Source organism: Dehalococcoidales bacterium, from assembly GCA_041652735.1.
Classification (GTDB): Bacteria; Chloroflexota; Dehalococcoidia; order Dehalococcoidales; family RBG-16-60-22; genus RBG-13-51-18.
Window position 1 is genome coordinate 1 of sequence record JBAZGT010000009.1, and the last position, 22,346, is coordinate 22,346.

Annotated in this window: 22 protein-coding genes, 1 tRNA gene and 1 pseudogene; 5 read left to right on the plus strand and 19 right to left on the minus strand. The window is 54.2% G+C overall.

The window, feature by feature from the left end; all coding sequences use genetic code 11:
• The first annotated feature begins 219 nt into the window (after positions 1–219).
• Complete coding sequence (locus WC370_04690; protein MFA5308770.1) at positions 220–1,260, plus strand: LOG family protein; 1,041 nt, start codon at positions 220–222, stop codon at positions 1,258–1,260.
• Positions 1,261–1,429: 169 nt separating this feature from the next.
• Here the strand turns inward: WC370_04690 and WC370_04695 are convergent, their stop codons facing one another.
• Complete coding sequence (locus WC370_04695; GenBank protein ID MFA5308771.1) at positions 1,430–2,512, minus strand: IS630 family transposase; 1,083 nt, start codon at positions 2,510–2,512, stop codon at positions 1,430–1,432.
• 372 nt (positions 2,513–2,884) lie between these two features.
• On the opposite strand from WC370_04695, the pseudogene pstB reads away from it, so the two are divergent.
• Positions 2,885–2,977 (plus strand): annotated as a pseudogene (gene pstB, locus WC370_04700) (phosphate ABC transporter ATP-binding protein).
• 228 nt (positions 2,978–3,205) lie between these two features.
• On the opposite strand, the gene WC370_04705 reads toward pstB, so the two are convergent.
• The 6 genes from WC370_04705 to WC370_04730 all read right to left on the minus strand — a co-directional run bounded on the left by WC370_04705 (position 3,206) and on the right by WC370_04730 (position 7,490).
• Positions 3,206–3,281, minus strand: a tRNA-Ala gene (locus WC370_04705).
• A gap of 30 nt (positions 3,282–3,311) precedes the next feature.
• Positions 3,312–4,124, minus strand: coding sequence for a transcription elongation factor GreA (greA, locus tag WC370_04710; protein ID MFA5308772.1), 813 nt, complete (start codon positions 4,122–4,124; stop codon positions 3,312–3,314).
• A gap of 41 nt (positions 4,125–4,165) precedes the next feature.
• The gene (locus tag WC370_04715; GenBank protein ID MFA5308773.1) at positions 4,166–5,356 is read right to left on the minus strand and encodes an NAD(P)/FAD-dependent oxidoreductase; all 1,191 of its coding nucleotides are present in this window, start codon (positions 5,354–5,356) and stop codon (positions 4,166–4,168) included.
• Complete coding sequence (locus tag WC370_04720; GenBank protein ID MFA5308774.1) at positions 5,357–5,692, minus strand: DUF1616 domain-containing protein; 336 nt, start codon at positions 5,690–5,692, stop codon at positions 5,357–5,359.
• A 59-nt stretch (positions 5,693–5,751) separates the two neighbouring features.
• Positions 5,752–6,792, minus strand: a complete 1,041-nt coding sequence (locus tag WC370_04725; protein ID MFA5308775.1) for a PAS domain S-box protein — start codon at positions 6,790–6,792, stop codon at positions 5,752–5,754.
• A gap of 35 nt (positions 6,793–6,827) precedes the next feature.
• Positions 6,828–7,490 carry a response regulator transcription factor gene (locus WC370_04730; GenBank protein MFA5308776.1) on the minus strand — a complete coding sequence of 221 codons (663 nt, stop codon included), beginning with the start codon at positions 7,488–7,490 and terminating at the stop codon, positions 6,828–6,830.
• A 221-nt stretch (positions 7,491–7,711) separates the two neighbouring features.
• Here WC370_04730 and WC370_04735 point away from each other — a divergent pair, with 221 nt between their 5' ends.
• The 3 genes from WC370_04735 to WC370_04745 all read left to right on the plus strand — a co-directional run bounded on the left by WC370_04735 (position 7,712) and on the right by WC370_04745 (position 10,755).
• The gene (locus WC370_04735; GenBank protein MFA5308777.1) at positions 7,712–7,993 is read left to right on the plus strand and encodes a hypothetical protein; all 282 of its coding nucleotides are present in this window, start codon (positions 7,712–7,714) and stop codon (positions 7,991–7,993) included.
• A gap of 42 nt (positions 7,994–8,035) precedes the next feature.
• Positions 8,036–10,108, plus strand: a complete 2,073-nt coding sequence (gene acs, locus WC370_04740; GenBank protein MFA5308778.1) for an acetate--CoA ligase — start codon at positions 8,036–8,038, stop codon at positions 10,106–10,108.
• 71 nt (positions 10,109–10,179) lie between these two features.
• On the plus strand, positions 10,180–10,755 hold the full coding sequence (locus WC370_04745) for an acetate uptake transporter (GenBank protein ID MFA5308779.1): 576 nt from the start codon (positions 10,180–10,182) through the stop codon (positions 10,753–10,755).
• A gap of 79 nt (positions 10,756–10,834) precedes the next feature.
• Here the strand turns inward: WC370_04745 and WC370_04750 are convergent, their stop codons facing one another.
• The 12 genes from WC370_04750 to WC370_04805 all read right to left on the minus strand — a co-directional run bounded on the left by WC370_04750 (position 10,835) and on the right by WC370_04805 (position 22,331).
• Positions 10,835–11,188 (minus strand): histidine triad nucleotide-binding protein, encoded by a 354-nt coding sequence (locus WC370_04750; GenBank protein MFA5308780.1) that lies wholly within the window; start codon positions 11,186–11,188, stop codon positions 10,835–10,837.
• Positions 11,189–11,280: 92 nt separating this feature from the next.
• Positions 11,281–11,709, minus strand: coding sequence for a pyridoxamine 5'-phosphate oxidase family protein (locus WC370_04755; protein MFA5308781.1), 429 nt, complete (start codon positions 11,707–11,709; stop codon positions 11,281–11,283).
• 14 nt (positions 11,710–11,723) lie between these two features.
• Positions 11,724–12,128, minus strand: a complete 405-nt coding sequence (locus WC370_04760) for a pyridoxamine 5'-phosphate oxidase family protein (GenBank protein ID MFA5308782.1) — start codon at positions 12,126–12,128, stop codon at positions 11,724–11,726.
• A gap of 629 nt (positions 12,129–12,757) precedes the next feature.
• Entirely contained in the window at positions 12,758–13,837 is a 1,080-nt protein-coding gene (locus WC370_04765; protein ID MFA5308783.1) for an isocitrate/isopropylmalate dehydrogenase family protein, read from the minus strand.
• Between the two features lie 701 nt (positions 13,838–14,538).
• Positions 14,539–15,033 carry a 3-isopropylmalate dehydratase small subunit gene (locus WC370_04770; protein MFA5308784.1) on the minus strand — a complete coding sequence of 165 codons (495 nt, stop codon included), beginning with the start codon at positions 15,031–15,033 and terminating at the stop codon, positions 14,539–14,541.
• A 1-nt stretch (position 15,034) separates the two neighbouring features.
• Positions 15,035–16,288 (minus strand): 3-isopropylmalate dehydratase large subunit, encoded by a 1,254-nt coding sequence (locus WC370_04775; protein MFA5308785.1) that lies wholly within the window; start codon positions 16,286–16,288, stop codon positions 15,035–15,037.
• Positions 16,289–16,638: 350 nt separating this feature from the next.
• On the minus strand, positions 16,639–17,592 hold the full coding sequence (locus tag WC370_04780; protein ID MFA5308786.1) for a GNAT family N-acetyltransferase: 954 nt from the start codon (positions 17,590–17,592) through the stop codon (positions 16,639–16,641).
• A complete protein-coding gene (locus tag WC370_04785; protein MFA5308787.1) occupies positions 17,593–17,802 on the minus strand; it encodes a hypothetical protein in 210 nt (69 codons plus the stop codon).
• Between the two features lie 374 nt (positions 17,803–18,176).
• Positions 18,177–19,721 carry a carboxyl transferase domain-containing protein gene (locus WC370_04790; protein ID MFA5308788.1) on the minus strand — a complete coding sequence of 515 codons (1,545 nt, stop codon included), beginning with the start codon at positions 19,719–19,721 and terminating at the stop codon, positions 18,177–18,179.
• A gap of 583 nt (positions 19,722–20,304) precedes the next feature.
• Positions 20,305–20,565, minus strand: coding sequence for a Tex-like N-terminal domain-containing protein (locus WC370_04795; GenBank protein MFA5308789.1), 261 nt, complete (start codon positions 20,563–20,565; stop codon positions 20,305–20,307).
• 225 nt (positions 20,566–20,790) lie between these two features.
• Positions 20,791–21,504: a response regulator transcription factor gene (locus tag WC370_04800; protein ID MFA5308790.1), complete on the minus strand. Its 714-nt coding sequence runs from the start codon at positions 21,502–21,504 to the stop codon at positions 20,791–20,793.
• A 65-nt stretch (positions 21,505–21,569) separates the two neighbouring features.
• Complete coding sequence (locus tag WC370_04805; protein MFA5308791.1) at positions 21,570–22,331, minus strand: phosphate ABC transporter ATP-binding protein; 762 nt, start codon at positions 22,329–22,331, stop codon at positions 21,570–21,572.
• Positions 22,332–22,346 lie beyond the last annotated feature (15 nt).

A 22,346-nucleotide genomic window follows, 5' to 3' on the forward strand; every position in this document is an offset into this window, starting at 1 on the left:
ACCGTTTAACAGCTATAAAACGAGAACTAGTAGGGTAATTATGAAGCGAACTACTTTAATCGCCGAGGGAGTATGACTGACAAAATCGCTGAACATTAAACCCTGACATTTTCCCTTGACAACAACAAACCGGAATTTAAATTATATTTTACACAACGTTAATCTGCCCTGAATACGGGCTTAACAATGCGGGCTTATTATAGTGATGGAAGTAAAAATATGAATGAAACACGACCGAACATCGCCGCCGATCTTTTAAAAGAAGCCGATGAAATTTTGACCGCCGGGGGCAAAGACCTGCGTTCCATATTGCACCGGGAAATTGTCACTAAAGCTCTAAAGTGCCGGCGTAACGACCTGGATATCCTCGACCTTAAGATATATAACCGGGTAGCCGCCGAGTTCTACTATGCCGCCCAGGTATTCAAGCCCTACCGGAACGTGCGCAAGGTATCTATCTTCGGGTCCAGTCGTGTGCAGGCCGGCACCCCGTACTATGAAATGGCTAAAAATCTCGGGCGTTTGATGAAAGAGCAGGGCTACATGGTGATAACCGGCGCGGCGGAGGGCATCATGCGGGCGGGTATTGAAGGCAGCGGCCCGGAAAACAGCTTCGGTGTGAATATCCTGCTGCCCGGTGAGAATAAGCCGGCTGATATCATCCGGGGCGACCCCAAATTGATGCAGTTCAAATATTTCTTTACCCGTAAGCTATTCTTCGTCATGGAGGCGGACGCCTTCGCGCTTTTCCCCGGAGGATTCGGCACCCACGATGAAGGCTTTGAGATTCTGACCTTGCTCCAGACCGGTAAAGCCCCGCCTATGCCGGTAGTACTGATGGAATTGCCCGGCGATGATTACTGGCAGACCTGGGACGAGTTCGTCCGGAAGCAATTACTGGCTAAAGATTTCATCCGTCCGGAAGACCTGTCCTTCTACCGGATAGCCCGCTCCCCGGAAGAGGGCGCGGCGCTGATAAAAGACTACTACAGCACCTATCACTCATCGCGGCAGGTGCAGGACAAACTGGTCATCAGGCTGGAAAAAGAGTTGCCGGAAGACGCTATCAGCCAGCTGAATGCTTCCTTCCGGTACATTATAAAAAGCGGGGGGATTGCCAGAACATCACCCCTTACCAGTGAAGAAGACGAGCCTGGCCTGCTGATTAAACCGAGGATTACCTTCACTTACGATAAAAAGAATGCCGGGCGTCTGAACCAGATGATTCTCATGATAAACCGGCTGGGACATTCTGCCTGACAATAAATCAGTTTTTTACTCCTCTCCGCTGTAATAGTCCCTGCATTGTATTCAGACAAACATATCTTGGTTATTGCTCGTTTATTCTTTTTAGTATTAATTAAATAATACGTAATCCGCCACTAACACATCCTTAATCCGGCCTTGAATTCTCTTTGCTAACCTGTAGCTAGTGTAGTGTTTCTATAATCGCTTTACAATGAGCAACTTTCTCAATAATGTTTTCAGCCCGCTTCGTCCAGACAAAAGGTTTCGGATCCTCATTGTTATAACGTATATATTCTTCTATAGCTGCTATCAATTCTGGGACACTACGAAAGATACCCCGACGAATCCTCTTTCGAGTGATTTCCCCGAACCATCGCTCTATTAAGTTTAGCCAGGATGAACTTGTGGGTGTAAAGTGCAATTTGAAACGGGGATGTTTTTCCAGCCATGTTTTTACATTCGGATGCCCGTGTGTTCCGTAATTATCCAGAATCATATGAATATCCAACTCCCCGGATACTTCCCGATTAATAGTGCGGAGAAATTTCAGGAATTCGATATGTCTATGTCGCGGATAACAAGAACCTAAAACTTTTCCTTCCAGGACATTCATAGCTGTAAAAAGACAGGTAGTTCCATTACGTTTATAATCATGCGTCATGGTTCCACAGCGGCCTTTCTTCATAGGGAGTCCAGGTTGTGTCCTGTCTAAAGCTTGTACCTGAGTCTTTTCATCTACACACAATACTACAGCCTTATCGGGCGGATTCAAATACACACCCACAACGTCAGTCAGTTTCTCCTCGAACCGCTTGTCTTTGGACAACTTGAAGGTCTTGACGCGGTGAGGTTGTAAGCCATGTGCATCCCATATCCTCTGTACCGTAGTATGACTAACACCCTGGGCTTTGGCCATCGTGCGGGTTGACCAGTGAGTCGAGTCTTTAGGTTTGGTTTGCAGGGTAGCTTCTACTATGGACTTCACTTTTTCCGCCTCAAGTCGTCGCGGACTGAGGCCATGAGAGGCATCTTCAGATAACCCGGAAAGTCCCTGTTCCTGGAAACGTTTGGTCCATAAAACAACCGTTGTCCGAGAGGTGTTTAATCTTTTAGCAATCGCATTATGAGATACATCCTCTGCCGCCAGCAAGCAAATCCTAGAACGTAATAAAATTCTTTGTGGTGTTTTCTTTGCCCGAAGCCAAGCTTCAATAGTTCTTTGGTCTTTTTCCGTCATAATCAATGCATCAGCTTTTTTCCACATATCTATATTATAGTGGAAATCAATAACATTGTATACATATTACTGTTACACTACACTAGATTGAACAGCCTGGTAATCTTTAAAAAGGTCGGGCAGGAAAATGGAAAAGATAACTCTGGCAGCGAGATATGAATAAAGCCATAGAAAGATACAAATCACTAACAAACGGCCTAAAGGTCAGTTGCTTTATCTGAGCCCTATTATATTTTTACCGCAGTAAATATCCTGGTGCCGTGGTCCTTACCCTATATCACCACCGGGCTGCTCTTGGGCTGCGCTGAGGCGGCCGGCAGCCTGGCGACTATATGGTTTATCTCCGGGACGGGGCAGTACGGCATCGGGTCTTTCAACCTGATGGATCAGGATCGGGCCGGCGCACTGGTGGAATACGGCAATACTTCTCATATATTTACCAATCCCAGATATAAGCGGACGGAGGACTATATTACCGGCCGGTTCGGGTAAACCTGCAGCGGAAAAATTCGATAGGATTCTTAAGGGCAATTCCGGAGGTTTCAAAGAGGTCAATGTTCGTAAACGGTAAGCTTAATGTTAGTGGAATTGGTGACATTAGAAATGGAGATAGGGGGACTCGAACCCCCGACCTTCCCGATGAATCGGGACGCTCTCCCGTGCTGTGTATAACGGTTTAATGACTTATTATTGGGGTTGGTGAAGTGGTGAGGCAGGGTCTGGTGGAGATAGGGGGACTCGAACCCCCGACCTCCGCGATGCGAACGCGGCGCTCTCCCGGCTGAGCTATATCCCCGTGTGACAAGACTATTATAGCATATTCAGGCTAGCGCTCGATGTTTTTTATCTGGTAGCGCAGCTTGCCGGCCGGCGCCGTAATCTCCACTGTCTCCCCGTCGCACCGCCCCAGCAGCGCCTTGCCCAGCGGTGAGGCGATGGATATCTTGCCCTTGGCGATGTTTACTTCCCGCGGGTCCACGATCATGTAACGGCATTCCTCGCCTGAGGCCAGTTCATAGATGACCATGGTATCGCCGATGCTTGATTTCTTGGTCGGCACTTTCTTTTCTTCGATTATCTGTGCCGCTTTTATCGTCTGCTCCAGCTCTTTGAGCCTCCCCTCCACGTGCCCCCGCTCCTCCCTGGCGGCGTGCAGCGGCGCGTTCTCCCGGAAGTCTTTGTCCGCGGCGGCGCGCTGTATTTCCCCCATAAGTTCCCGGCTCCTCTTTTTCAGCGTTTCCAGTTCTGTTTTCATTTCATCGTAGCGCTGCTGGGTGAGGGAGACGGTATCCGGCTGGGTTCTCCCGGCGGTGGTGGTGGACGGTGCGGTTTTGCCCTTTTTGGTTTTCATATGGGTGGCGAGGTTGGTACGGCTCCAGCCCGCTTTCTTGGCGTAGGTGAGGAAAGCGCGCAGTACCTCAAACTTTTTTCCGTAGTCAAGGTCGGACACATCCAGCTGCCCGGCATAGCTGGCTACGGCCGGTCCTGCCAGTTTGGCGAAAGAGCTTTGCCACCCGTACCACCGGGCGAATTTATACACCTCCGGCTGGCTGATGTCCCTATTTGCGGACGATAGTTTGCCCAGGTAAAGCGTTACCGCCTCGCCCAGGCTGGGGATTTGTTCCGTGCTGTCTGCCATTTATTTCTCCCTGTCTTTCTTACGCTTTATTCTAAACGCTATTAACGCCGCGGGTCAATGTTTTTGGGTTTGAAGGGCATCCGGACTATTCCCAGGTTTTTGGTTATCAGCTGGTATTTTAACAGGCTGGTGATGGTGCGCCCATGCCAGTCGAAGCTTACCTCCGGGGCAGCCAGCAGGGCTTTATCTATGCCGCCGGCCTTGATTATCTTGAACATGAGATTGATTTGTTTATCGCTCATTTTCTCAAAGATTTGCCGCGCCCAGTAGCCCGTCCTTATCTCTTTGCCCAGCTTCCGGCGCCAGGCGCGTTCATACTGTGCCAGCCGCTGGCGGGAAAGGTCGTCATCCGCCAGCGCCCGGTTAAGGGTGGCCGCTGCTATCTCCGCCCCCAGCAGCCCGTAAAAAATGCCGCCGCCGCTGGTCGGCTTTACCTGTCCGGCGGCATCGCCCACCGCCACTATTCTTTCACCGTAAGTGCGCGCCGGCGGCTTAAGCGGGATCGCCCCGTAGTGTAATTTAACGTCGGCGGAAGTTACTTTACCCTGCTCCGCCAGGCGTTCCAGCCACTTTTTCAGTTTTCGCCCCGCTTCCCGCCGTGCTAAAAGCCCCACTTTACCCCGGCCCGGCGTAGTAGGCACCAGCCAGCCGAAGAACCCCGGCGCCATGTCCCCGAACCAGACCTCTGTCTCTTCCAGTCCCGGAGTCTCCGTTTCCACCTGCACGCCGATAACGTAGTCTTTAGATACTCCCAGCCCCACCCGCTCGCTCAAGCCGGGCGTAAAGCCGGCGGCCAGTACGGCCGCCCTCCCCTGTATTGTCGATGCTTTGTTGTTATAAGAGACGGTAACGGCGGCATGCCCGCCTGTAACATTTATACCGGTTACCCGGGTCATAAACTGGTATTCCGCTCCGGCGCGCCGGGCCTGTTCCGCCATGGAAATGTCAAAAGCCGACCGGTCCAGCACCACGGCCTGCATTTCTGGCCGGTACACGCGCAGGCTGCCGCCGGAAGGTGAAAAAAGGGTGGCGCTGTTGAGACGGCGGAGGATAACCCTGTCATCTATATTAAAGGTAGCCACGCACTCCATGCCGACCAGCCCCGTACAGCAGGACTTCTCCCCCGGACGGGGCTTCTTTTCCAGCACCAGTACCTTGTAACCGTTTTCCGCCAGGCGGCGGGCAACCTCGCTCCCGGCTGGTCCGCCGCCGATAATTATCGCATCGTGCATTTACTCTCCGCCGGGTATCTTTGGGCCGCGCCGCCGGTATCTCTGGAAAAGGTAAATTCCCCCGGGGATGACCGTCAGCACGGCGATGGTAATCAAAGAGTTGGTCAGGTTGATATCCAGGTCGAAAATAATGTTCAGGACTACCAGGGATAAAGTAATCAGGGCGATGGAAAAGCCGATAGACAGGGCAATCCTCTCCAGGAGGTGTATTTTTTTAAAGATAACCAGCGTCCAGGCAAATCCCGGCACGAAAAATACCAGTATCCCCCCGCCCACCGCCCGCAGGATTTGCAGCGGCTCGGAAAACGTCATGGCGTATACCGGGCTCAAATCCATGTCACTATCCCACTTCCCCCAAGGATATCTCACTCTAGTATAACATGATGGATACCGCGCTATCCGGCGACCGGCCAGGGTAAGGTTACGGTAACCACCGTCCCTTTGCCTGGAGTGGACTTTATCTGCAAGTTGCCGTTCAGCAGCCTGGCCCGCTCATGCATGCCCATCAGCCCCAGCCGGCCCTCGCTGACCATGCCCTCTATTTTACCGGGCATCTCAAAGCCCTGCCCGTTATCGCTAACCGTCATCTTGATGTTCTTTAACCCGCCGTCCACCTTAATGTTCACGTTGTCCGCCCCGGCGTGCTTGCGGATGTTGTTCAGGGCTTCCTGGGCGATGCGGAAAAGCAATATCTGCGTTTCCGGCGGCAGCGTCCGCTCCATATTCCTGGTTTCCACCCTGGTGCGGATGTGCTGGTCTCTCTCCAGTTCCTCGGCAATCCACTCGAGAGCGGCCACCAGTCCCAGGTCATCGATAACGCGGGGGCGCAGACCCTGGGCCGTGGCGCGCAGTCCTTCCAGCGCTTTTTCCGCCTGGTTGCGGATATCTTTCAGGTTTTCTTTGACCTTAACCAGGCTCAAGCGCTGCGCCGCGGACAGCTTGTCCAGCTTTTGAATGAGGATAATCAGGTCCGGGGAGACGTCATCGTGGAGGTCTCTGGAGATGCGCTTGCGCTCTTCCTCCTGGGCGCGGGTAATTTGCTGGAGATAGGCACGCACATTTTCCTGAGCCTGTTTTTCCTGGGTCACGTCCCGGGCAACGTGCTCAAAACCGGTTATCTTGCCATTGGATATGATGGCGTTGGTGGACATTTTGACCGTTTTGATAGAGCCGTCCTTGATGTAGAACTGCTGCTCGTAAGGCTGGTTGAGCTCCTCGCCCCGGGCCAGCCTGTTGCGCACTTCCCGGGCCAGCGCCAGCGACTCGTTGCTGAGGAATTTAGCCAGGTGGACGCCCTTGACCTCCTCCACGCTATAGCCGGTCAGTTTGTGCCACGCCTGGTTGCCGTCCATGAAAAGCCCGTTAACGTCCTGAACCCAGATAGCGTCCGAGGCGTTCTCAAACAAATGGCGGTATTTCTGTTCGGATTCATCCATGGTTCGTATGGATTCTTTTGTAGAGGAAAAAGAGGTTACTGTATATCATCAAGGTCGATGTATCCCTGCTTAAGTCCTTTGATGATGGCGTCGGTGCGGCTACTGCAGCCGAGCTTATTGAAGATATTGGTCATGTGGGCTTTGACGGTACGCAGGCTGATAAACAGTTTTTCAGACATTTCCTTATTGCTTAGCCCGCGTGAAGCCCATTTCAGGATTTCCATCTCCCGCGAGGTCAACTGCCCGCCGGTATCGCGCTCGTCCTGGTTTTTGGAAAGGTTGGCCAGCCGTTGCACCAGCTTGCGTGTCACCTCGGGGTCGAGCACGGACTCGCCGGAGCGCACGGCGCGGATGGCTTTCACCACGTCCTTGCCGGGGGAGTTCTTTAAAAGGTAGCCGCAGGAGCCGGCTTCCAGCAGGCCGATGATATAGCGGATATCGCTGTAGGCGGTGAGTATGAGCAGGGCGGTGGATGGGCTGACCTGTTTAATTTGCTTGGTGGCTTCAACGCCGTTGAGCCGCGGCATCACGATATCCATGATAACGATATCCGGTTTCAGCTCTTTAGCCAGCCGGACGGCTTCCTCGCCGTCGGTAGCTTCTCCCACCAGTTCAAAGTCTTTTTCCTGCTCCAGGAGATTGCGCATGCCCTCTCTTAACATAGCATGGTCATCAGCGATTAATATCCTCGTTTTCATGCCGCTCCTGTTGCCTGAGATTGCCCGGTAACTCGCTTATATTGTAGAACGTTCCGGGGAAAAGCGCAATTTTCAAAGACATAAGACTCCGGCATTAGTACTAAAGGTCGTATTTGAGTAAGACTTTAGGATTCATAATATAAGACGGCAGGGCGGTTTGGTAGATTCTCAGTAGTGTTAGCATTAAAATAGCTGAAGGTGCGCGAAACCGGGGAGGCAGCGTGGGGCGCAGAAAAGATAGCAAACAGGCAAACCAGGAAGACCGCCAGGAGAAGAGGAAAGCCATTCTGGCCGCCCTGGCTAGAGTCTCCGATGACGGTCAGTTGCCGGAAAGTACCGCCGATGTCTCCACGTTAGAGCCGTACGATTATTACACCATGTCCCGCGAAGAGATAGCCGCGCTAATCAACGGCGACATGGAAAAACTGGAAAGCTGGGTAAGCAATATGGATAGAAACCACGCCACCCGGCTTTTGCGCTGGCTGATAAAAGAAAGGTGGTAATTTTAGTGCTATACTTATCATGAAACCCTGTAAGGGGAGTCATTGAACGATACACCAAAAAGAGAAAAGGAGTTTGATAAAAAAGTGAGTACCAAGGACAAAAAAGAGGCTGGTGGTAAGGCCAAGGAAGAGATACTTGGGCAAATCTCAGACCAGGCCATAACCTCCATGATGGAAGAAAACCGCGTGTTCCCCCCGCCCAAGGAATTCTCCAAGAACGCGGCTGTAAAGAGCATGGAAGAGTACAAGGCGCTCTATAACGATTCCATCAACAACCCGGACAAGTTCTGGGGCAAATGGGCGGAGGAGCTGGACTGGTTCAAGAAATGGGACAAATACGAGGTCTATGATTTCAAAGACAAGCCGGAAGTCAGGCACTTTGTCGGCGGCAAAATAAACGTTGCCTATAACTGCCTGGACCGCCACCTCAAGACGGCGCGCAAAAACAAAGCCGCCCTCATCTGGCAGGGCGAGCCGGACAGCGATGTCAAGACCTACACCTACCAGCAGCTGCACTATGAAGTATGCAAGTTCGCCAATGTCCTCAAGAAATTGGGCATCAAGAAAGGCGATTCCGTTTCTATCTACCTGCCGATGATTCCGGAACTGGCCATAGCCATGCTGGCCTGCGCACGCATCGGCGCTATCCATAGCGTGGTTTTCGGCGGATTCAGCGCCGAGGCCCTGCGCGATAGAATCCTGGACTGCAAATCAACACTGCTGATTACGGCCGACGGCTACTGGCGCAACGGCAAGCAAATCAAGAGCAAAGACGGCGCCGATAATGCCATGGCTGCCTGCCCCACCATCAAGAAAGCGATTATCGTAAAAAGACTCGGCATTGACATTAACATGACGGCTGGACGGGACTCCTGGTGGCATGAGCAGATGGGCGCCGCCGATATCACCGGCAAGTGCGAGGCGGAACCGATGGAGGCCGATGAGCCGCTTTTCGTTCTCTACACCAGCGGCAGCACCGGCAAGCCCAAGGGCGTTCTCCATACCCAGGCCGGCTACCTGCTCCACTGCTATCTGAGCATGAAATGGATTTTCGACATTAAAGACGAAGATGTCTATATGTGCACCGCGGACGTAGGCTGGATTACCGGGCACAGCTACATCGTTTACGGGCCGTTATCGGCGGGGGCTACCAGCCTCATGTTCGAGAGCGTCCCCACCTACCCCGCCGCCGACCGCTTCTGGCAAATCGTAGAAAAATTCAAGGTCAACGTTTTCTACACCGCTCCCACCGTAATCCGCTCCCTGATGAGAGAGGGCGAAGAGCTGCCCAACAAGCGCGACCTTTCCAGCCTGCGGCTGCTCGGCAGCGTGGGCGAGCCCATTAACCCCGAGGCGTGGATGTGGTATTACCGCGTTATCGGCAAAGAGAAATGCCCCATCGTGGACACCTGGTGGCAGACCGAGACCGGCGGCATCCTGATTACCCCGCTGCCCGGCGCCATGCCCATCAAGCCCGGCTCCGCCTCCCTGCCTTTCCCCGGCGTCGAGCCCATCATTTTCGACGAGAACGGCAAGGAAGTAGGTTCCAACGAGGGCGGCTGGCTCTGCATCAAGAAACCCTGGCCCGGCATGATGCGCACCATCTGGGGTGATGCCGCCAGGTTCAAGGAGACCTATTTCAGCAAGTTCCCCGGCTACTATTGCACCGGTGACGGCGCCCGCAAGGACAAGGACGGCTACTACTGGCTGATGGGACGCATCGACGATGTTATTAAAGTCTCCGGCCACCGCATCGGCACCGCGGAGGTGGAAAGCAGCCTGGTTTCCCATCCCAAGGTCGCAGAAGCGGCGGTTGTCCCAATGCCCCACTCCCTGAAGGGCGAAGGCATTTACGCCTATGTAACCCTGAAAACCGGGCAGAACCCGAGTACAGAACTGGAAGCCGAACTGAAGGCCCATGTCCGCAAGCAAATCGGCCCCATCGCCACGCCGGATGTAATCCAGTTTGCTGACGGGCTGCCCAAGACCCGCAGCGGCAAGATTATGCGCCGTATCCTGGTGAAAATAGCTGCCGGCAATACAGACAACCTGGGCGACACTTCCACTCTCGCCGACCCCTCGGTTGTACAGACACTGGTAGCTGGCAAGAAATAAAATACGAGATAAACGGCCGGGGCGGATTTTCTCTCCGGCCGTTTACTATATAAAAAGAATGGAGGATTTTCGTGTCACAAATCTCGACCAAGGAAGAACCATTGTGGGCAAATCCTGGCGCCCTGGGACTCGCTGCCTTCGGGTTCAACACTATCCTGCTGCAGATACACAATCTGGGCTGGATAGCCAGCACCATGCCTCTTATTTACGGCTTTTTCTGGGGGGGCGTGGCCCAGGTTATCGCCGGCATCATCGATGGGCGGCGCGGTGATACTTTCGGCCTGACAGCCTTTACTTCTTACGGCCTGTTCTGGCTGGGTCTCAGCCTGAGTTTTCTCCTGCAATGGACGGGCGTAGTCACGCTCGATAACGCAGGACTTGGGTGGACGTTTGTCATGTGGGGTATGTTCACCGGTTTCATGACCTTCGGCACGTTCAAGATGACCAAGATTCACATTACCATTTTCTCTACTTTAACGCTGCTTTTCTTCCTGCTGGCAGCCCACTTCTTCTGGGGCTTATCAGCAGTGGTGCCCGGCGTTGAAGGTATAATCTGCGGTCTGTCCGCGGTTTACGGAGCCGCGGCGATTGTCCTCAACAACAAATGGGGACGCACGGTTTGCCCGATGGGCGTCTGCAAAATGTAGAGATAAGTTTTGTGTAAAAAAAGGGGGAGGGCAATCAAAAACCCTCCCCTTATTTTTTATCCGGAGTCCGGTATAGCAGCTAACCCATGGTATCCAGCGGGCGCCCGCCCAGGATGTGTATATGGAAGTGGGGCACCACCTGGCCGGCCTCTTTGCCGTTATTGATGATCAGGCGGTAGCCTTTATCCGCCAGTCCCTGCTCTTTAGCCGCCCGGTTGGCCGCCATGATCATGCTGCCCGCCAGCGGGGCGTCCGCCGCCGTCAAGGCCGCTACGGACGCGATGTGCTTGACCGGGATAACCAGCAGGTGCACCGGCGCCGCCGGAGCTATATCCTCAAAGACCACGATTTCCTCGTCACGGTAGGTTATCCGCGCCGGTATTTGGCCGGCGACTATTTTACAGAAAATACAGTCGGGATTTTTTATAGTCATGATTTAAGTCTTTTCTTTAAGGGAAAATCCCTCTCTTGCGTAAAGAGGGGAAAGGGGAGATTTAGCCTTTCCCTTTTCCCCTCAACCAATAGCTACAGCGTCACCCACTCCTTGTGGGCAGCGGGGTCAACCGGCTTGCTCATATCCAGCACGGTGGCCTTGGCGTTCTTCAGCGTCATGACCTTAACGTAGTCCCAGCCGTTGGCGTCTACCTGGGGCTTGAGGAAGGGGCGGATTTTCAGCATTTCTTCTTTCTGGGCGTCCGTCATCTGCTTCCAGACATCGAACTTGCCGGCCACTCTCACCTGCACGCCGTTGGCGAAGTAGCAGAGCTCGACCTCCGGGTTCTTGGCAATCTGCTTGTAAACGTCCTTGACGGCCTGCATGGAAAAGATGATGCCGTCTTTCTCATTCGCTTTGTACGTGCCCATGGCGCGCACATGCGGCTTGGAACCTTCGGTCGTGGCCATGTAGGCCACCGGGTTCTTGGTGATGAATTCCAGGATTTCTTTTTTATCCAACGTAATACTCCTTCTTATAAATCAATAAAGGTGGTGGGGGCGGCCATATCCTGCATGCTCCAGGTGGTGGCCCGGCCCTTGAGGCGGCAGACCGCCATGCCTTCGTAGCTGTTTTCATAGGCGCCCTGCAAGAACGGCCGTTTGTTCACGATTTCCTTTTTCAGCGCCAGGTCTTCCAGTACTTCCATTTTGCCTCTCACCCTTACCTGGACGCCCTTGGCGAAGTAGCAGACCTCGACGTTAGGGTTGTCCGCAATCTGCTGGAAGACGTTTTTCATCTTGCCGGTATAGAAAATCAGGCCTTTTTCATCAGCGCGGAAGGTATCCATGCCGCGGACCCGGCCGGCTTTGCCTTCCACCGTAGCCAGGAAGCCGATGGGGTTTTCGGAGATGAACTGGAAAATCTCTTTTTTGTCCATTTGAACACTCCTTTGAATAAATTACCGCAGGGGCATTTTAGCATATACCGGATTTTACTTCAATGCGGGGGCGGGGGTTAAAGAAAGAAAAACCCAGTTAATCCCTGGTACCGACCCCTTTTCCTCTTATCCCCACCTGCGCTAAAGCTCCGGCGGACAAGCCTCTCCTCGCTGGCAGGGAGAGGGAGGATGTATTACACAGTCGGGGACGACGGTGTGTACCCGGTACTGACCCCTTTTCCTCTTATCCCCACCTGCGCTAAAGCTCCGGCGGACAAGCCTCTCCCCGCTGGCAGGGAGAGGGAGGGAGGATGAGTAATTTGTAGTTGGTAATTAGTAGTTGGGGGTACTTGACCTGACCCCTTCGAAGACGACCAGGGCAGGCTTTTAACAAGGGGGAGGCGGGAAGGGGAAAAGCAGGAATACCGCCGCGTCACTTTGGTTCGACAGGTCCCGATTCGCTACGGTCATGCGGGATGGCGATAAAATCGCTCACTCACCATGAGCGGTTCGACAGGTCCCGATTCCCTATGGTCATGCGGGACACCGGATGAGGTGCGAATCGGTGCGGGATGGCGGTAAAATCGCTCACTCACCATGGGTTCGACAGGCTCACCATGAGCGGATAATTATTTCAGATGCCGGATGACGGCATCGGCGACCTGCGAGGTGCCCACGGCGGAGGGGTCATCGCGGGAGGGTTTCATATCGTAGGTGACGCTCTTACCCTCTTTAATGACGGCGGCGATAGCGCTTTCCAGTCGGTCCGCGGCTTCGACTTCCCCGAGGTGCCGCAGCATCAGCACGCCGGAGAGCATCATGGCCATGGGGTTGACCTTGTTCTGGCCGGTGTATTTGGGCGCGGAGCCGTGGGTGGGCTCGAAGAGGGCGATGCCTTCCCCGATGTTGGCGCCCGGCGCCAGCCCAAGGCCGCCCACCAGCCCGGCGCAGAGGTCTGAGATAATGTCCCCGTACAGGTTGGGCGCCACGATGATATCAAACTCACCGGGACGGCGCACCAGCTGCATGCAGAGGTTATCGATAAGGACTTCATTTAGCTCAATGTCCGGGTAGTCTTTGGCGACATCCCGCGCCACGGCCAGGAAAAGCCCGTCCGAGAACTTCATGATATTGGCCTTGGTGGTGGCCGTGACTTTCCGGCGCTTGTATTTGCGGGCGTACTCGAAGGCGTATTTGACGATGCGCCGGGTGCCGAACTCCGTAATCATCTTGATGCTGATGCCGGCGTCCGACCGGATAACGTCGCCTTTTTGCCGGTTAATAAAAGCAATAAGGTCGGCGGTTTCTTTAGTGCCCTTCTCGAACTCCACGCCGGCGTAGAGGTCTTCCGTATTTTCCCGGACGATGACGATATCCACGTCCCGGTAGGGGGTGGGGGCGCCGGGATAGGTCTTGCAGGGCCGCACGCAGGCGTAGAGGTCTAAAGCCTTGCGCAGGGCGACGTTAACGCTGCGGAAACCGGTGCCGATGGGGGTGGTTACCGGGCCCTTGATGGCCACTTTATTTTTTTTGATGGAGGTCAGGACGCTTTCGGGGAGGGGGGTGCCTTCTTTGGCCATGACGTCCGCGCCGGCATAGGCCAATTCCCAGTTAAACTTAACGCCGGCGGCTTCCAGCACGCGGCGGGTGGCCTGCGATATTTCCGGCCCCACGCCGTCCCCCGGTATGAGTGTGATGTTATACGGCAATGTCAAACTCCTGAATAATTGTTTTTTATATTTTTTTTAGGGCGGCTTACGAGTGATTTGTACGTAAGCAATTGTTTTTTAATTTATGGTAAGTCAGCTATAAAATCCGGGCAATTGTTTTTTGTTATATGTTAAGTTGCCATAATGTACGGGCGGTGTTTTAACCCGGACAGTAAAGAGTGTAGCGTAAAAGGGGGGCGGGAGGCAACAGGGGGATGTCGCGGGGAAGAGGGATGAGAGAAGGGGGAAGTAGTTGGTAGTTGGGAGTACGGACCCCTTTTCCTCTTATCCCCACCTGCGCTAAAGCTCCGGCGGACAAGCCTCTCCCCGTTGACAGGGAGAGGGACGATAGATTACACAGTCAGGGACGATGGTGTGTACCCGGTACTGACCCCTTTTCCTCTTATCCCCACCTGCGCTAAAGCTCCGGCGGACAAGCCTCTCCCCGCTGGCAAGGAGAGGGACGATAGATGGATGGCTAATTTGGGGTCAGGGTTCAAGGCAAAGGGTGAGATTGCCACGCCTGCATGCCTTAACGCACTTCGGCGTGCGGGCACGTCACTAGATTTCCCGTAATGACCCTTCGACAAGTCCCGATTCCTGCGTCATGCGGGATGGCGACAAAGTCGCTCACTCAGGGTGAGCGGGAGAAAAAGCGGTGAGATTGCTTCGTTACTGCGTTCCTCGCAATGACAGTTAAACTACACCTTGATGTCCCCGTACTTTTTCACGTAGTCGATGAGGCCGCCCTCGTTGAGGATTTTGAGCATAACCGCCGGTATTTTGCCGGTGGCCAGCACGGCGCCGCTGGTAAGGTCTTTTACCGTGCCCGCCGTGAGGTCGATTTCAAGCTCATCGCCGTCATTGATTTTATCCGTATCGCAAATCAAGACGGGCAGGCCCAGGTTGATAGCGTTGCGGAAGAAAATACGGGCCACGCTCTTGGCTAAAATAGCGCTGACGCCGGCCATCTTGATGACCAGAGGGGCATGCTCGCGGCTGGAGCCCAAGCCAAAGTTATTGCCCCCCACCACGAAGTCGCCCGGTTTGACCTGCTTGGCAAAATTCACGTCCGCGTCTTCCAGAACGTGCTTGGCCAACTCCGGCAGGTTGCTGCGTAAAGATGCATACCGCCCCGGTATGATATGGTCAGTGGAAATGCTGTCACCGAATTTATGCGCTTTGCCAATAAGCATTTTATAAAACCTCCCGGGGATCGGTAATAAAGCCCTTGATAGCGGTGGCCGCGGCCGTGGCCGGGCTGGCTAAGTAAATAAAGCTCTTGGGGTTGCCCATGCGGCCTTCAAAGTTGCGGTTGGCGGTGGAGAGGCAGCTTTCGCCGTCGCCCAGCGCCCCCTGGTGCAGACCGAGGCAGGGGCCGCAGCCGGGCGGTAAAATAATAGCGCCGGACTCCACCAGCGTTTTGATATAGCCCTGCTGAATGGCCGCCAGCAGGACGGAACGGGAGGCCGGGGCAATAATCAGCCGGACAGTTTTAGCGGGTCTCTTGCCCTTTAAGATGCTTGTGGCGAGGGCCAGGTCTTCCAGCCGGCCGTTGGTGCAGGTGCCGATAACCACCTGCTGGATTTTCACGCCTTTCAAATCTTTAGCCAGGGCGGTATTGTCCACCGTGTGGGGCTTGGAAACAGTAGGCTCTAATTTACCGGCATCTATGGCTATCGTCTTTTCATATACAGCGGAGGGGTCGGCGGCGAGGGGCTTATAGTCTTTGCCCCGCCCCTGCGACTCCAGGAAGCGGCGGGTGGTCTCGTCCGAGGCGAAAAGCCCCACCTTGGCGCCGGCCTCCACGGCCATATTGGCGATAGTGAAGCGGCCGCTCATGCTCATTTTTTTAACGGTATCGCCGTGAAATTCCAGCGACTTGTAGGTAGCGCCGTCCGCGCCGATAAGCCCGATGAGGTGCAGAATCAGGTCCTTGGCGCCGACGCCCTTTTGAAAATCGCCGTTGACTTCAACCTTGAACGATTCCGGCACGCGTAACCAGTTCTTGCCCAGGCCCATGGCCACCGCCACGTCCGAGGAACCCATGCCGGTCCCGAAAGCGCCCAGGCCGCCGGCGGTCACGGTGTGGGAGTCCGCGCCGACCACCACGTCCCCCGGGCGGGCGTAGGCCTCCTGCACAATCTGGTGGCAGACGCCGTCCCCCGCTTCAGACAGGATGCAGCCGCTCTGCCGGGAAAAGTCCCGCAGGGTAATATGGTCGTTGGAGAGGTTGGCGTTGGGGGAGGGGGCGGCGTGGTCGATGAACAGCACCGTCCTATCAGCGTCCGCCAGCCGGCCCATGCCGCTGCTCTGGTAGAGACGCACGGTTAGCGGGCCGGTGGTATCCTGGACGAAAGCGAGGTCCACTTTAGCGATGACGATGTCCCCGGCTTTAGCGTCCGTGCCGCTCTTTTCACTTAAGATTTTTTCCGCTAGTGTTTTGGGCATGTGTTAAAAACCCTCTCTAGCTCTCCCTTTATGAAAGGGAGAGGATATATTGTACTGACTCCTTTTCCTTTACTGACCCCTTTTCCTCTTATCCCCGCCTGTGCTAAAGCTCCGGCGGACAAGCCTCTCCCCGCTGGCAGGGAGAGGGAGGATTCTAAAAACTCCCTATTATCCCTCTTTACGAAAGAGGGATGGTGATGTGTGGGGTACGCGGTGTTTCACCCACTTTACGGTTTATATTATACGTTAATTCCGGTCAAGGCTGAAATACCCGGATCCCGACCCCGTATCGCGGCCCCGATTCATTTCACCCTCAGGTTTCGCTCAGATAGGGAGGGGAATAGGGGGGATTAGCTTAGTTTCTCCCGCATTTTTTCTACAAAAAAGTCGAACTCCGCTTTGCTTTCATAGGGGGGCGGGAATATTTTAGCGTAGTCTATGGATGTTCCGGCGTAGGGGTCGTCCAAATACCGGGGGAAAAGGTGGGCGTGGAGGTGGGGGAGGGTGTTGCCGTGAATTTCCATGTTAATTTTTGTGGCTCCGGTGACCTCCTTGAGCGCTTTGGAGACCTTCTGCACGTCCGTCATATAGCCGATAAAGTCCGGAAGGGGCATATCTTCCAGCGTAACGTAATGCTTTTTACACACGACCTCGCACTTGCCCCAGAGTCGGCCCTGGGCGGCGAGCTGTGATGCCTCGACCCGGGAATACTCCAACTCTTTTATTACCAGAGTATCCGGGGGACCTTTTTCACCGTAGGAACAGACCGGGCATTTTTCCGCGTCCTGCCAGTCCAGGTAGGCGGCGTAGTGGTGGTGAAAGGAGGCGGGGCGGGGGATAGCGACGGGCGGGCGTTTCATCTGGATGGCCGGGACGCCGTTCTCCACGATGGTATTATCATATTCGACGAAGCTGAACCGCTCGTAGAGGACGCGTTCCTGCCGGATGGTCGCCTCGTCCGATTTTAAAATATTGGCGGTTATTTCTGTAGTGTTATCCAGTTGGTTGAGAGCGATTTCCATGAGCTTGCCGCCGACTATCTGAAAATCCGCCCCCTTGGTCACCCCCAGAAAGGTTATGCGGCTGTTGTTCCCGGAGAAAGCGATTATCCCCAGGCAGCGGCCGGAGATGCGGTCCACCGCGATGAAGGCCTCGCGCTGCTCTATCTTGGCCGCCATATAGTCGTCAAAGCCCTCATAGAACTTATCGATGTCCGGGATAAGCTCGCCGACTATATCGTCGGCTTCATAAGCCAGGGCCAGCCAGGCCGGAATATCGTCGGTGGTTACCGCTCTAATTAGCATCTATCTGCCTCTGATATACCGCATGACCGCCTTGCGGTGGTAGATGATGTGCCGCAGGCAGGCCACGGTAAAAATTACCGCCGCGATGATGTGTATTTCCATGGGGTCGCTGTCATGGGTGGCGATGGCCGAGACAACCAGCGCCACGCCGGAAATCATCATGACCCAGATATTTACGCGGTTGGCGATTTCTTTACGGTTAACGGTCATTTTACGCTCACCTTTAAACTGACCCTTTTTCCTCTTATCCCCGCCTGTGCTAAAGCTCCGGCGGACAAGCCTCTCCCCGCTGGCAGGGAGAGGGAGGATTTTAAAAACTCCCTATTATCCCTCTTTACGAAAGAGGGATGGTGATGTGTGGGGTACGCGGTGTTTCACCCACTTTACGGTTTATATTATACGTTAATTCCGGTCAAGGCTGAAATACCCGGATCCCGACCCCGTATCGCGGCCCCGATTCATTTCTTCATACGGGATGGCGACAAAGTCGCTCATACGGGGCAAGCTTGCGTAGGGATGATTTACATTTGGTACTCTGTTTTAAATATTTATTGTTACTTGCCCCTGGCTACCTGTTACTTACCCTACATGGGTATATTGCCGTGCTTGCGGGCGGGGCGGGTCTCTTTTTTATTCCGTAAAGCCTCTAAAGCGGCGATGATGCGGGGTCGGGTTTCTGCCGGCGGTATGACGGCGTTGATGTAGCCCATTTTGGCGGCCACGTAGGGATTATAGAGCAGGTCGCGGTACTCTTCGACTTTTGCCTGCTTGGCCGCAGCCGGGTCGGCCGCCGCCTGGATTTCCTTGTTGAAAATGATGTCCGAGGCCGCTTCCGCTCCCATGACCGCTATCTCCGCCTGCGGCCAGGCCAGGGTGTAGTCCGCCCCCAGCCCCTGGCTGCACATGGCGATGTAAGCACCGCCGTAAGCCTTGCGGGTGATGAGGGTTATCTTGGGCACGGTGGCTTCAGCGTAGCACCAGAGCAGCTTGGCGCCGTGCCGGATGATGCCGCCCCACTCCTGGTGGCTGCCGGGCAGAAAGCCGGGCACGTCCGCAATGGTGAGCAGGGGGATATTAAAGGCATCACAGAAGCGGATAAAGCGGGTGGCTTTATCGGACGCGTTGATATCCAGACAGCCGGCTAAATAGCTGGGCTGGTTGGCGATGATGCCCACCACCTGCCCGTTCATCCGGGCGAAGGCGGTAATCATGTTCATGGCGTACTGGCGGGAAGGCTCCATAAATTCCCCGTTATCCACGATAGCCTTGATAATGTCCTTCATGTTATAGGTCTTGTTGGAGTTAGGGGGGAGGATATCGTTTAAAGACGCATCGGCGCGGGTGGGGGAATCGGTGGCGACCGCGCAAGGCGGCTGTTCCCCGTTGGAGGAAGGGAGATAGCCCAAGAGCTTCTTGATTTCCTCGACGGCCTGTTGGTCATTATCGCAGGCGAACTGGGTGACGCCGCTCCTGGTCATGTGGGTCACCGCCCCGCCCAGCTCCTCGTTGCCGATTTCCTCCCCGGTAACGCTCTTGACCACCGCCGGGCCGGTGATGAACATATAGCTGGTCTTTTTCACCATAAAGACGAAGTCCGTCATGGCCGGGGAATAGACCGCGCCCCCCGCCGCCGGGCCCATGATGGCGGATATCTGCGGGATGACGCCGGAAGCGCCGGAGTTGCGGTAAAAGATATTGCTGTAGCCGTCCAGGGCGTTAATACCCTCCTGGATGCGGGCGCCGCCGCTATCGATAAACCCGACCATCGGGGCTTTGATTTTCATGGCCGTATCCATGATGCGGCAAATCTTCTTGGCGTGCATCTCCCCCAGGGTGCCGCCGCGGGCGGTGAAGTCCTGGGCGAAGGCGCAGACGGTGCGCCCGTTCACCTTACCGAAGCCGGTGATAACGCCGTCCGCCGGTATGGCTACCTTGTCCAGCCCGAAGTTGACGGAGCGGTGCTGCACGAAAAGGTCCATCTCCTGGAAGGTGCCCGCGTCAAAGAAAAGGTCCAGTCTTTCCCGGGCGGTGAGCTTGCCGGAGTCATGCTGTTTCTGGACGCTTTTTTCCCCGCCCCCCGCCTTAAGTTCACCGGTAAGCTTTACCAGCTTTTCATTTTCCTGTCTCAAGTTGATATCACCTCAACAATGCGGTTAAAAACAAGTAAATGATAACATAAGGTGTGTGAAGGGGCAACATGGGGACAAGACCGGGCGGATACTCAGGCGGAAATAGAGACTGCCACGTCACTTTGGTTCGACAAGCTCACCACGGGCGTTCCTCGCAATGACAGTAGGGCGGAGAGGGAGGGGCACGAACCTCTCCCTCTGTTTCTCCCTCTCCGTTGACAGAGAGGGAGAGGATTAATTATTAAGACCTGCGCTGCTGGCTAAAGCTTATTTACCCCTCACCTGACCTCTCCCACAAGGGGAGAGGAAAGTGTGGATTCCGGCCCCCGATTGTCATACGGGGCAAGGCTGCGCGGGAATGACAGTATAGCGTTTTGACCTTTAGGTTATGGTTTTGTGCCGATTCCTCATCTCATACGGCATCCCGCATGCAATCGGGAAGTTTAGATTTTTACCTTCCCCCGTAGCGCTCCTCCGTCCAGGGGTCGCCGTTGATAAAAATCCTCCTCTCATCAAAAAAGTCGGATAGCGGCGAAAGAGATTGAGAGCGGTAATCCAGTGCCGGTTAACCGCCCCGGTTTGTTTATAATGAGCTTTTATTTTTCAGCGGCTTCAGGAGATATTCCAGTCCATTAATTTTTATTTCATATATTGCGGCCAATTGCGCCAGGCGGTCGCGCACCCGGGTGATTACTACTTCGTCCAGAGAGCCGGTCTGTTCCTTCCGGTAGCGGGCAATAAAAGGAACGGTGGCGCCTTCGGCCATAAGCGACTCGATAGAACGTATTTGCCAGAGCTTGACCCCCAGTTCATCAGCGACCCGCGCAGTATTTAGTCCGGTCATAAATCTTTAGCTTCTTCTCATAAATTGATTATTTACCAACTTCCCCCTATCATTGAAGCATTATCCAAGAGTAATATTCAAGCGATGTAACCGGCGCAAGGGTATTTATTCCCCGGGAGGCTTTGCGGGTGCAGGCAGTTCTGGGGAAGACCGCCGGTATAAAGTAAAGTGTTAGTGGATTCGAGAATTATTTTACTGTTGGTTATCATCACCGGCTGGCTGCCGTCAGGGGCGCAGGAAATAGCCAAAGCCGCGGGCGGTCAACAGGTGCTGCGGATTCACCGGGTCGGTTTCTATCTTCTGGCGCAGTGACCATATGTGGGTATCGATAGTTCTTTCGTTGCCTTCATAGTTGAATCCCCATAGCCCTTGCACGATATCGTTCCTCTGGAATATTTTCCCGGCGTTTTTCGCCAGTAATGAAAGTATGGCGGATTCTCTCGGTGTAATGGGCACTACGCTGCCGTCCTGGCGTTTTAGCTGCTTGTTGGCGGTGTCAAGCTGATATTGCCCGATTTTTATCTTGACCGGCTCATCCGGATTTTTCACGGGTGCGGCGTGGCTGGAACGCCGGAGGTGATTCCAGATGCGGGCTAATAATTCCCGACTGTAAAAAGGCTTGGCGATAAAATCATCCGCCCCGAGTTTGAAACAGGCAATCTTGTCATCTTCAGCGGTGTCGGTGGAAATGATGATAATGGGAATATATGATTTTTTACGCATCATTTTGCAGATTGAATGTCCGTGAATATCCGGAAGCTGGATGTCCATAATTACAGCATCGGGATAACAGGCATCGAACAGCATTAGTCCGTCTTTACCGTTTAAAGCGGGAATTACCTTAAAGTATTCCTCGGCCAGCGTCATCTTTATCTGTGACAGTGAAGGCTCGTCGCCGTCGATACAGAGTATTTTCTTCCGCTCTATGGTCGCGCTCATACGCTTAAGACCATCCGGTCCCCGCTGTAGCTGTCCGGTGCTTCGTGCCATGAATTCATTTTTCTTTATTCTCCAAGAATCCAGTTGCGCCTGTTTTTCAGATATTCTTTTGTTTCCGGCTGTTGCGGGTTTTTAAAAACCTGTTTCGTTTCTCCGTACTCGACCACCCTGCCGTCGGCCATAAAGACCAGAAAGTCGGAGATATTCAGGGCGTCGCTCATATTATGCGTGACCAGTACCTGCGTGTACTCGGTTTTCATCTTTAAAATAGTGGACTCCAGCTGGGCGGTGGACACGGGGTCCAGGGAAGAAGAGGGTTCATCGAGCAGTATTACTTCAGGCGAAACGGACAGGGTACGCGCGATGCACAAACGCTGCTGTTGCCCCAGTGAAAGCTCCAGCGCGCTGTCTTTAAGCCTTCCGCACAGTTCGTCCCACAGGGCGGCTTTCATCAGGCTGCTTTTCACGATTTCCTTGTGGTCGTATTTCCGGTTTCTGTCCGCTTTAAGGCCGTATACAACGTTGGACTGGATAGACATTGGAAACGGGTTCGGTCTCTGAAAAACCATCCCCACCCGCCGCCGCAGCAGAATAGGGTCAATCTGACGGATATCCATGCCGTCCAGCAGGATACTGCCCTTCACTTTACAGGAATTACTCATCTCATTGAGGCGGTTTAGACAGCGCAATAAGGTGGTCTTGCCGCAACCGGATGGGCCGATGATGGCGGTAACCGCGCCCTTTTCTATATTAAGGTTGATGCCCTTGATTACGGCGGTGCCGCCATAATACACGTAAAGGTCCTTAATCGTTATACAAGCGGTCATATTATACCTTCCCGG

What these genes read in the sequence shown, in the direction of transcription:
- WC370_04690 (MFA5308770.1), top strand. Translation starts at nt 220, where the DNA reads ATGAATGAAACACGACCGAACATCGCCGCCGATCTTTTAAAAGAAGCC.
- WC370_04695 (MFA5308771.1), bottom strand. Translation starts at nt 2,512, where the DNA reads ATGTGGAAAAAAGCTGATGCATTGATTATGACGGAAAAAGACCAAAGA.
- greA (MFA5308772.1), bottom strand. Translation starts at nt 4,124, where the DNA reads ATGGCAGACAGCACGGAACAAATCCCCAGCCTGGGCGAGGCGGTAACG.
- WC370_04715 (MFA5308773.1), bottom strand. Translation starts at nt 5,356, where the DNA reads ATGCACGATGCGATAATTATCGGCGGCGGACCAGCCGGGAGCGAGGTT.
- WC370_04720 (MFA5308774.1), bottom strand. Translation starts at nt 5,692, where the DNA reads ATGGATTTGAGCCCGGTATACGCCATGACGTTTTCCGAGCCGCTGCAA.
- WC370_04725 (MFA5308775.1), bottom strand. Translation starts at nt 6,792, where the DNA reads ATGGATGAATCCGAACAGAAATACCGCCATTTGTTTGAGAACGCCTCG.
- WC370_04730 (MFA5308776.1), bottom strand. Translation starts at nt 7,490, where the DNA reads ATGAAAACGAGGATATTAATCGCTGATGACCATGCTATGTTAAGAGAG.
- WC370_04750 (MFA5308780.1), bottom strand. Translation starts at nt 11,188, where the DNA reads ATGACTATAAAAAATCCCGACTGTATTTTCTGTAAAATAGTCGCCGGC.
- WC370_04760 (MFA5308782.1), bottom strand. Translation starts at nt 12,128, where the DNA reads ATGGACAAAAAAGAGATTTTCCAGTTCATCTCCGAAAACCCCATCGGC.
- WC370_04770 (MFA5308784.1), bottom strand. Translation starts at nt 15,033, where the DNA reads ATGCTTATTGGCAAAGCGCATAAATTCGGTGACAGCATTTCCACTGAC.
- WC370_04775 (MFA5308785.1), bottom strand. Translation starts at nt 16,288, where the DNA reads ATGCCCAAAACACTAGCGGAAAAAATCTTAAGTGAAAAGAGCGGCACG.
- WC370_04780 (MFA5308786.1), bottom strand. Translation starts at nt 17,592, where the DNA reads ATGCTAATTAGAGCGGTAACCACCGACGATATTCCGGCCTGGCTGGCC.
- WC370_04785 (MFA5308787.1), bottom strand. Translation starts at nt 17,802, where the DNA reads ATGACCGTTAACCGTAAAGAAATCGCCAACCGCGTAAATATCTGGGTC.
- WC370_04795 (MFA5308789.1), bottom strand. Translation starts at nt 20,565, where the DNA reads ATGACCGGACTAAATACTGCGCGGGTCGCTGATGAACTGGGGGTCAAG.
- WC370_04800 (MFA5308790.1), bottom strand. Translation starts at nt 21,504, where the DNA reads ATGAGCGCGACCATAGAGCGGAAGAAAATACTCTGTATCGACGGCGAC.
- WC370_04805 (MFA5308791.1), bottom strand. Translation starts at nt 22,331, where the DNA reads ATGACCGCTTGTATAACGATTAAGGACCTTTACGTGTATTATGGCGGC.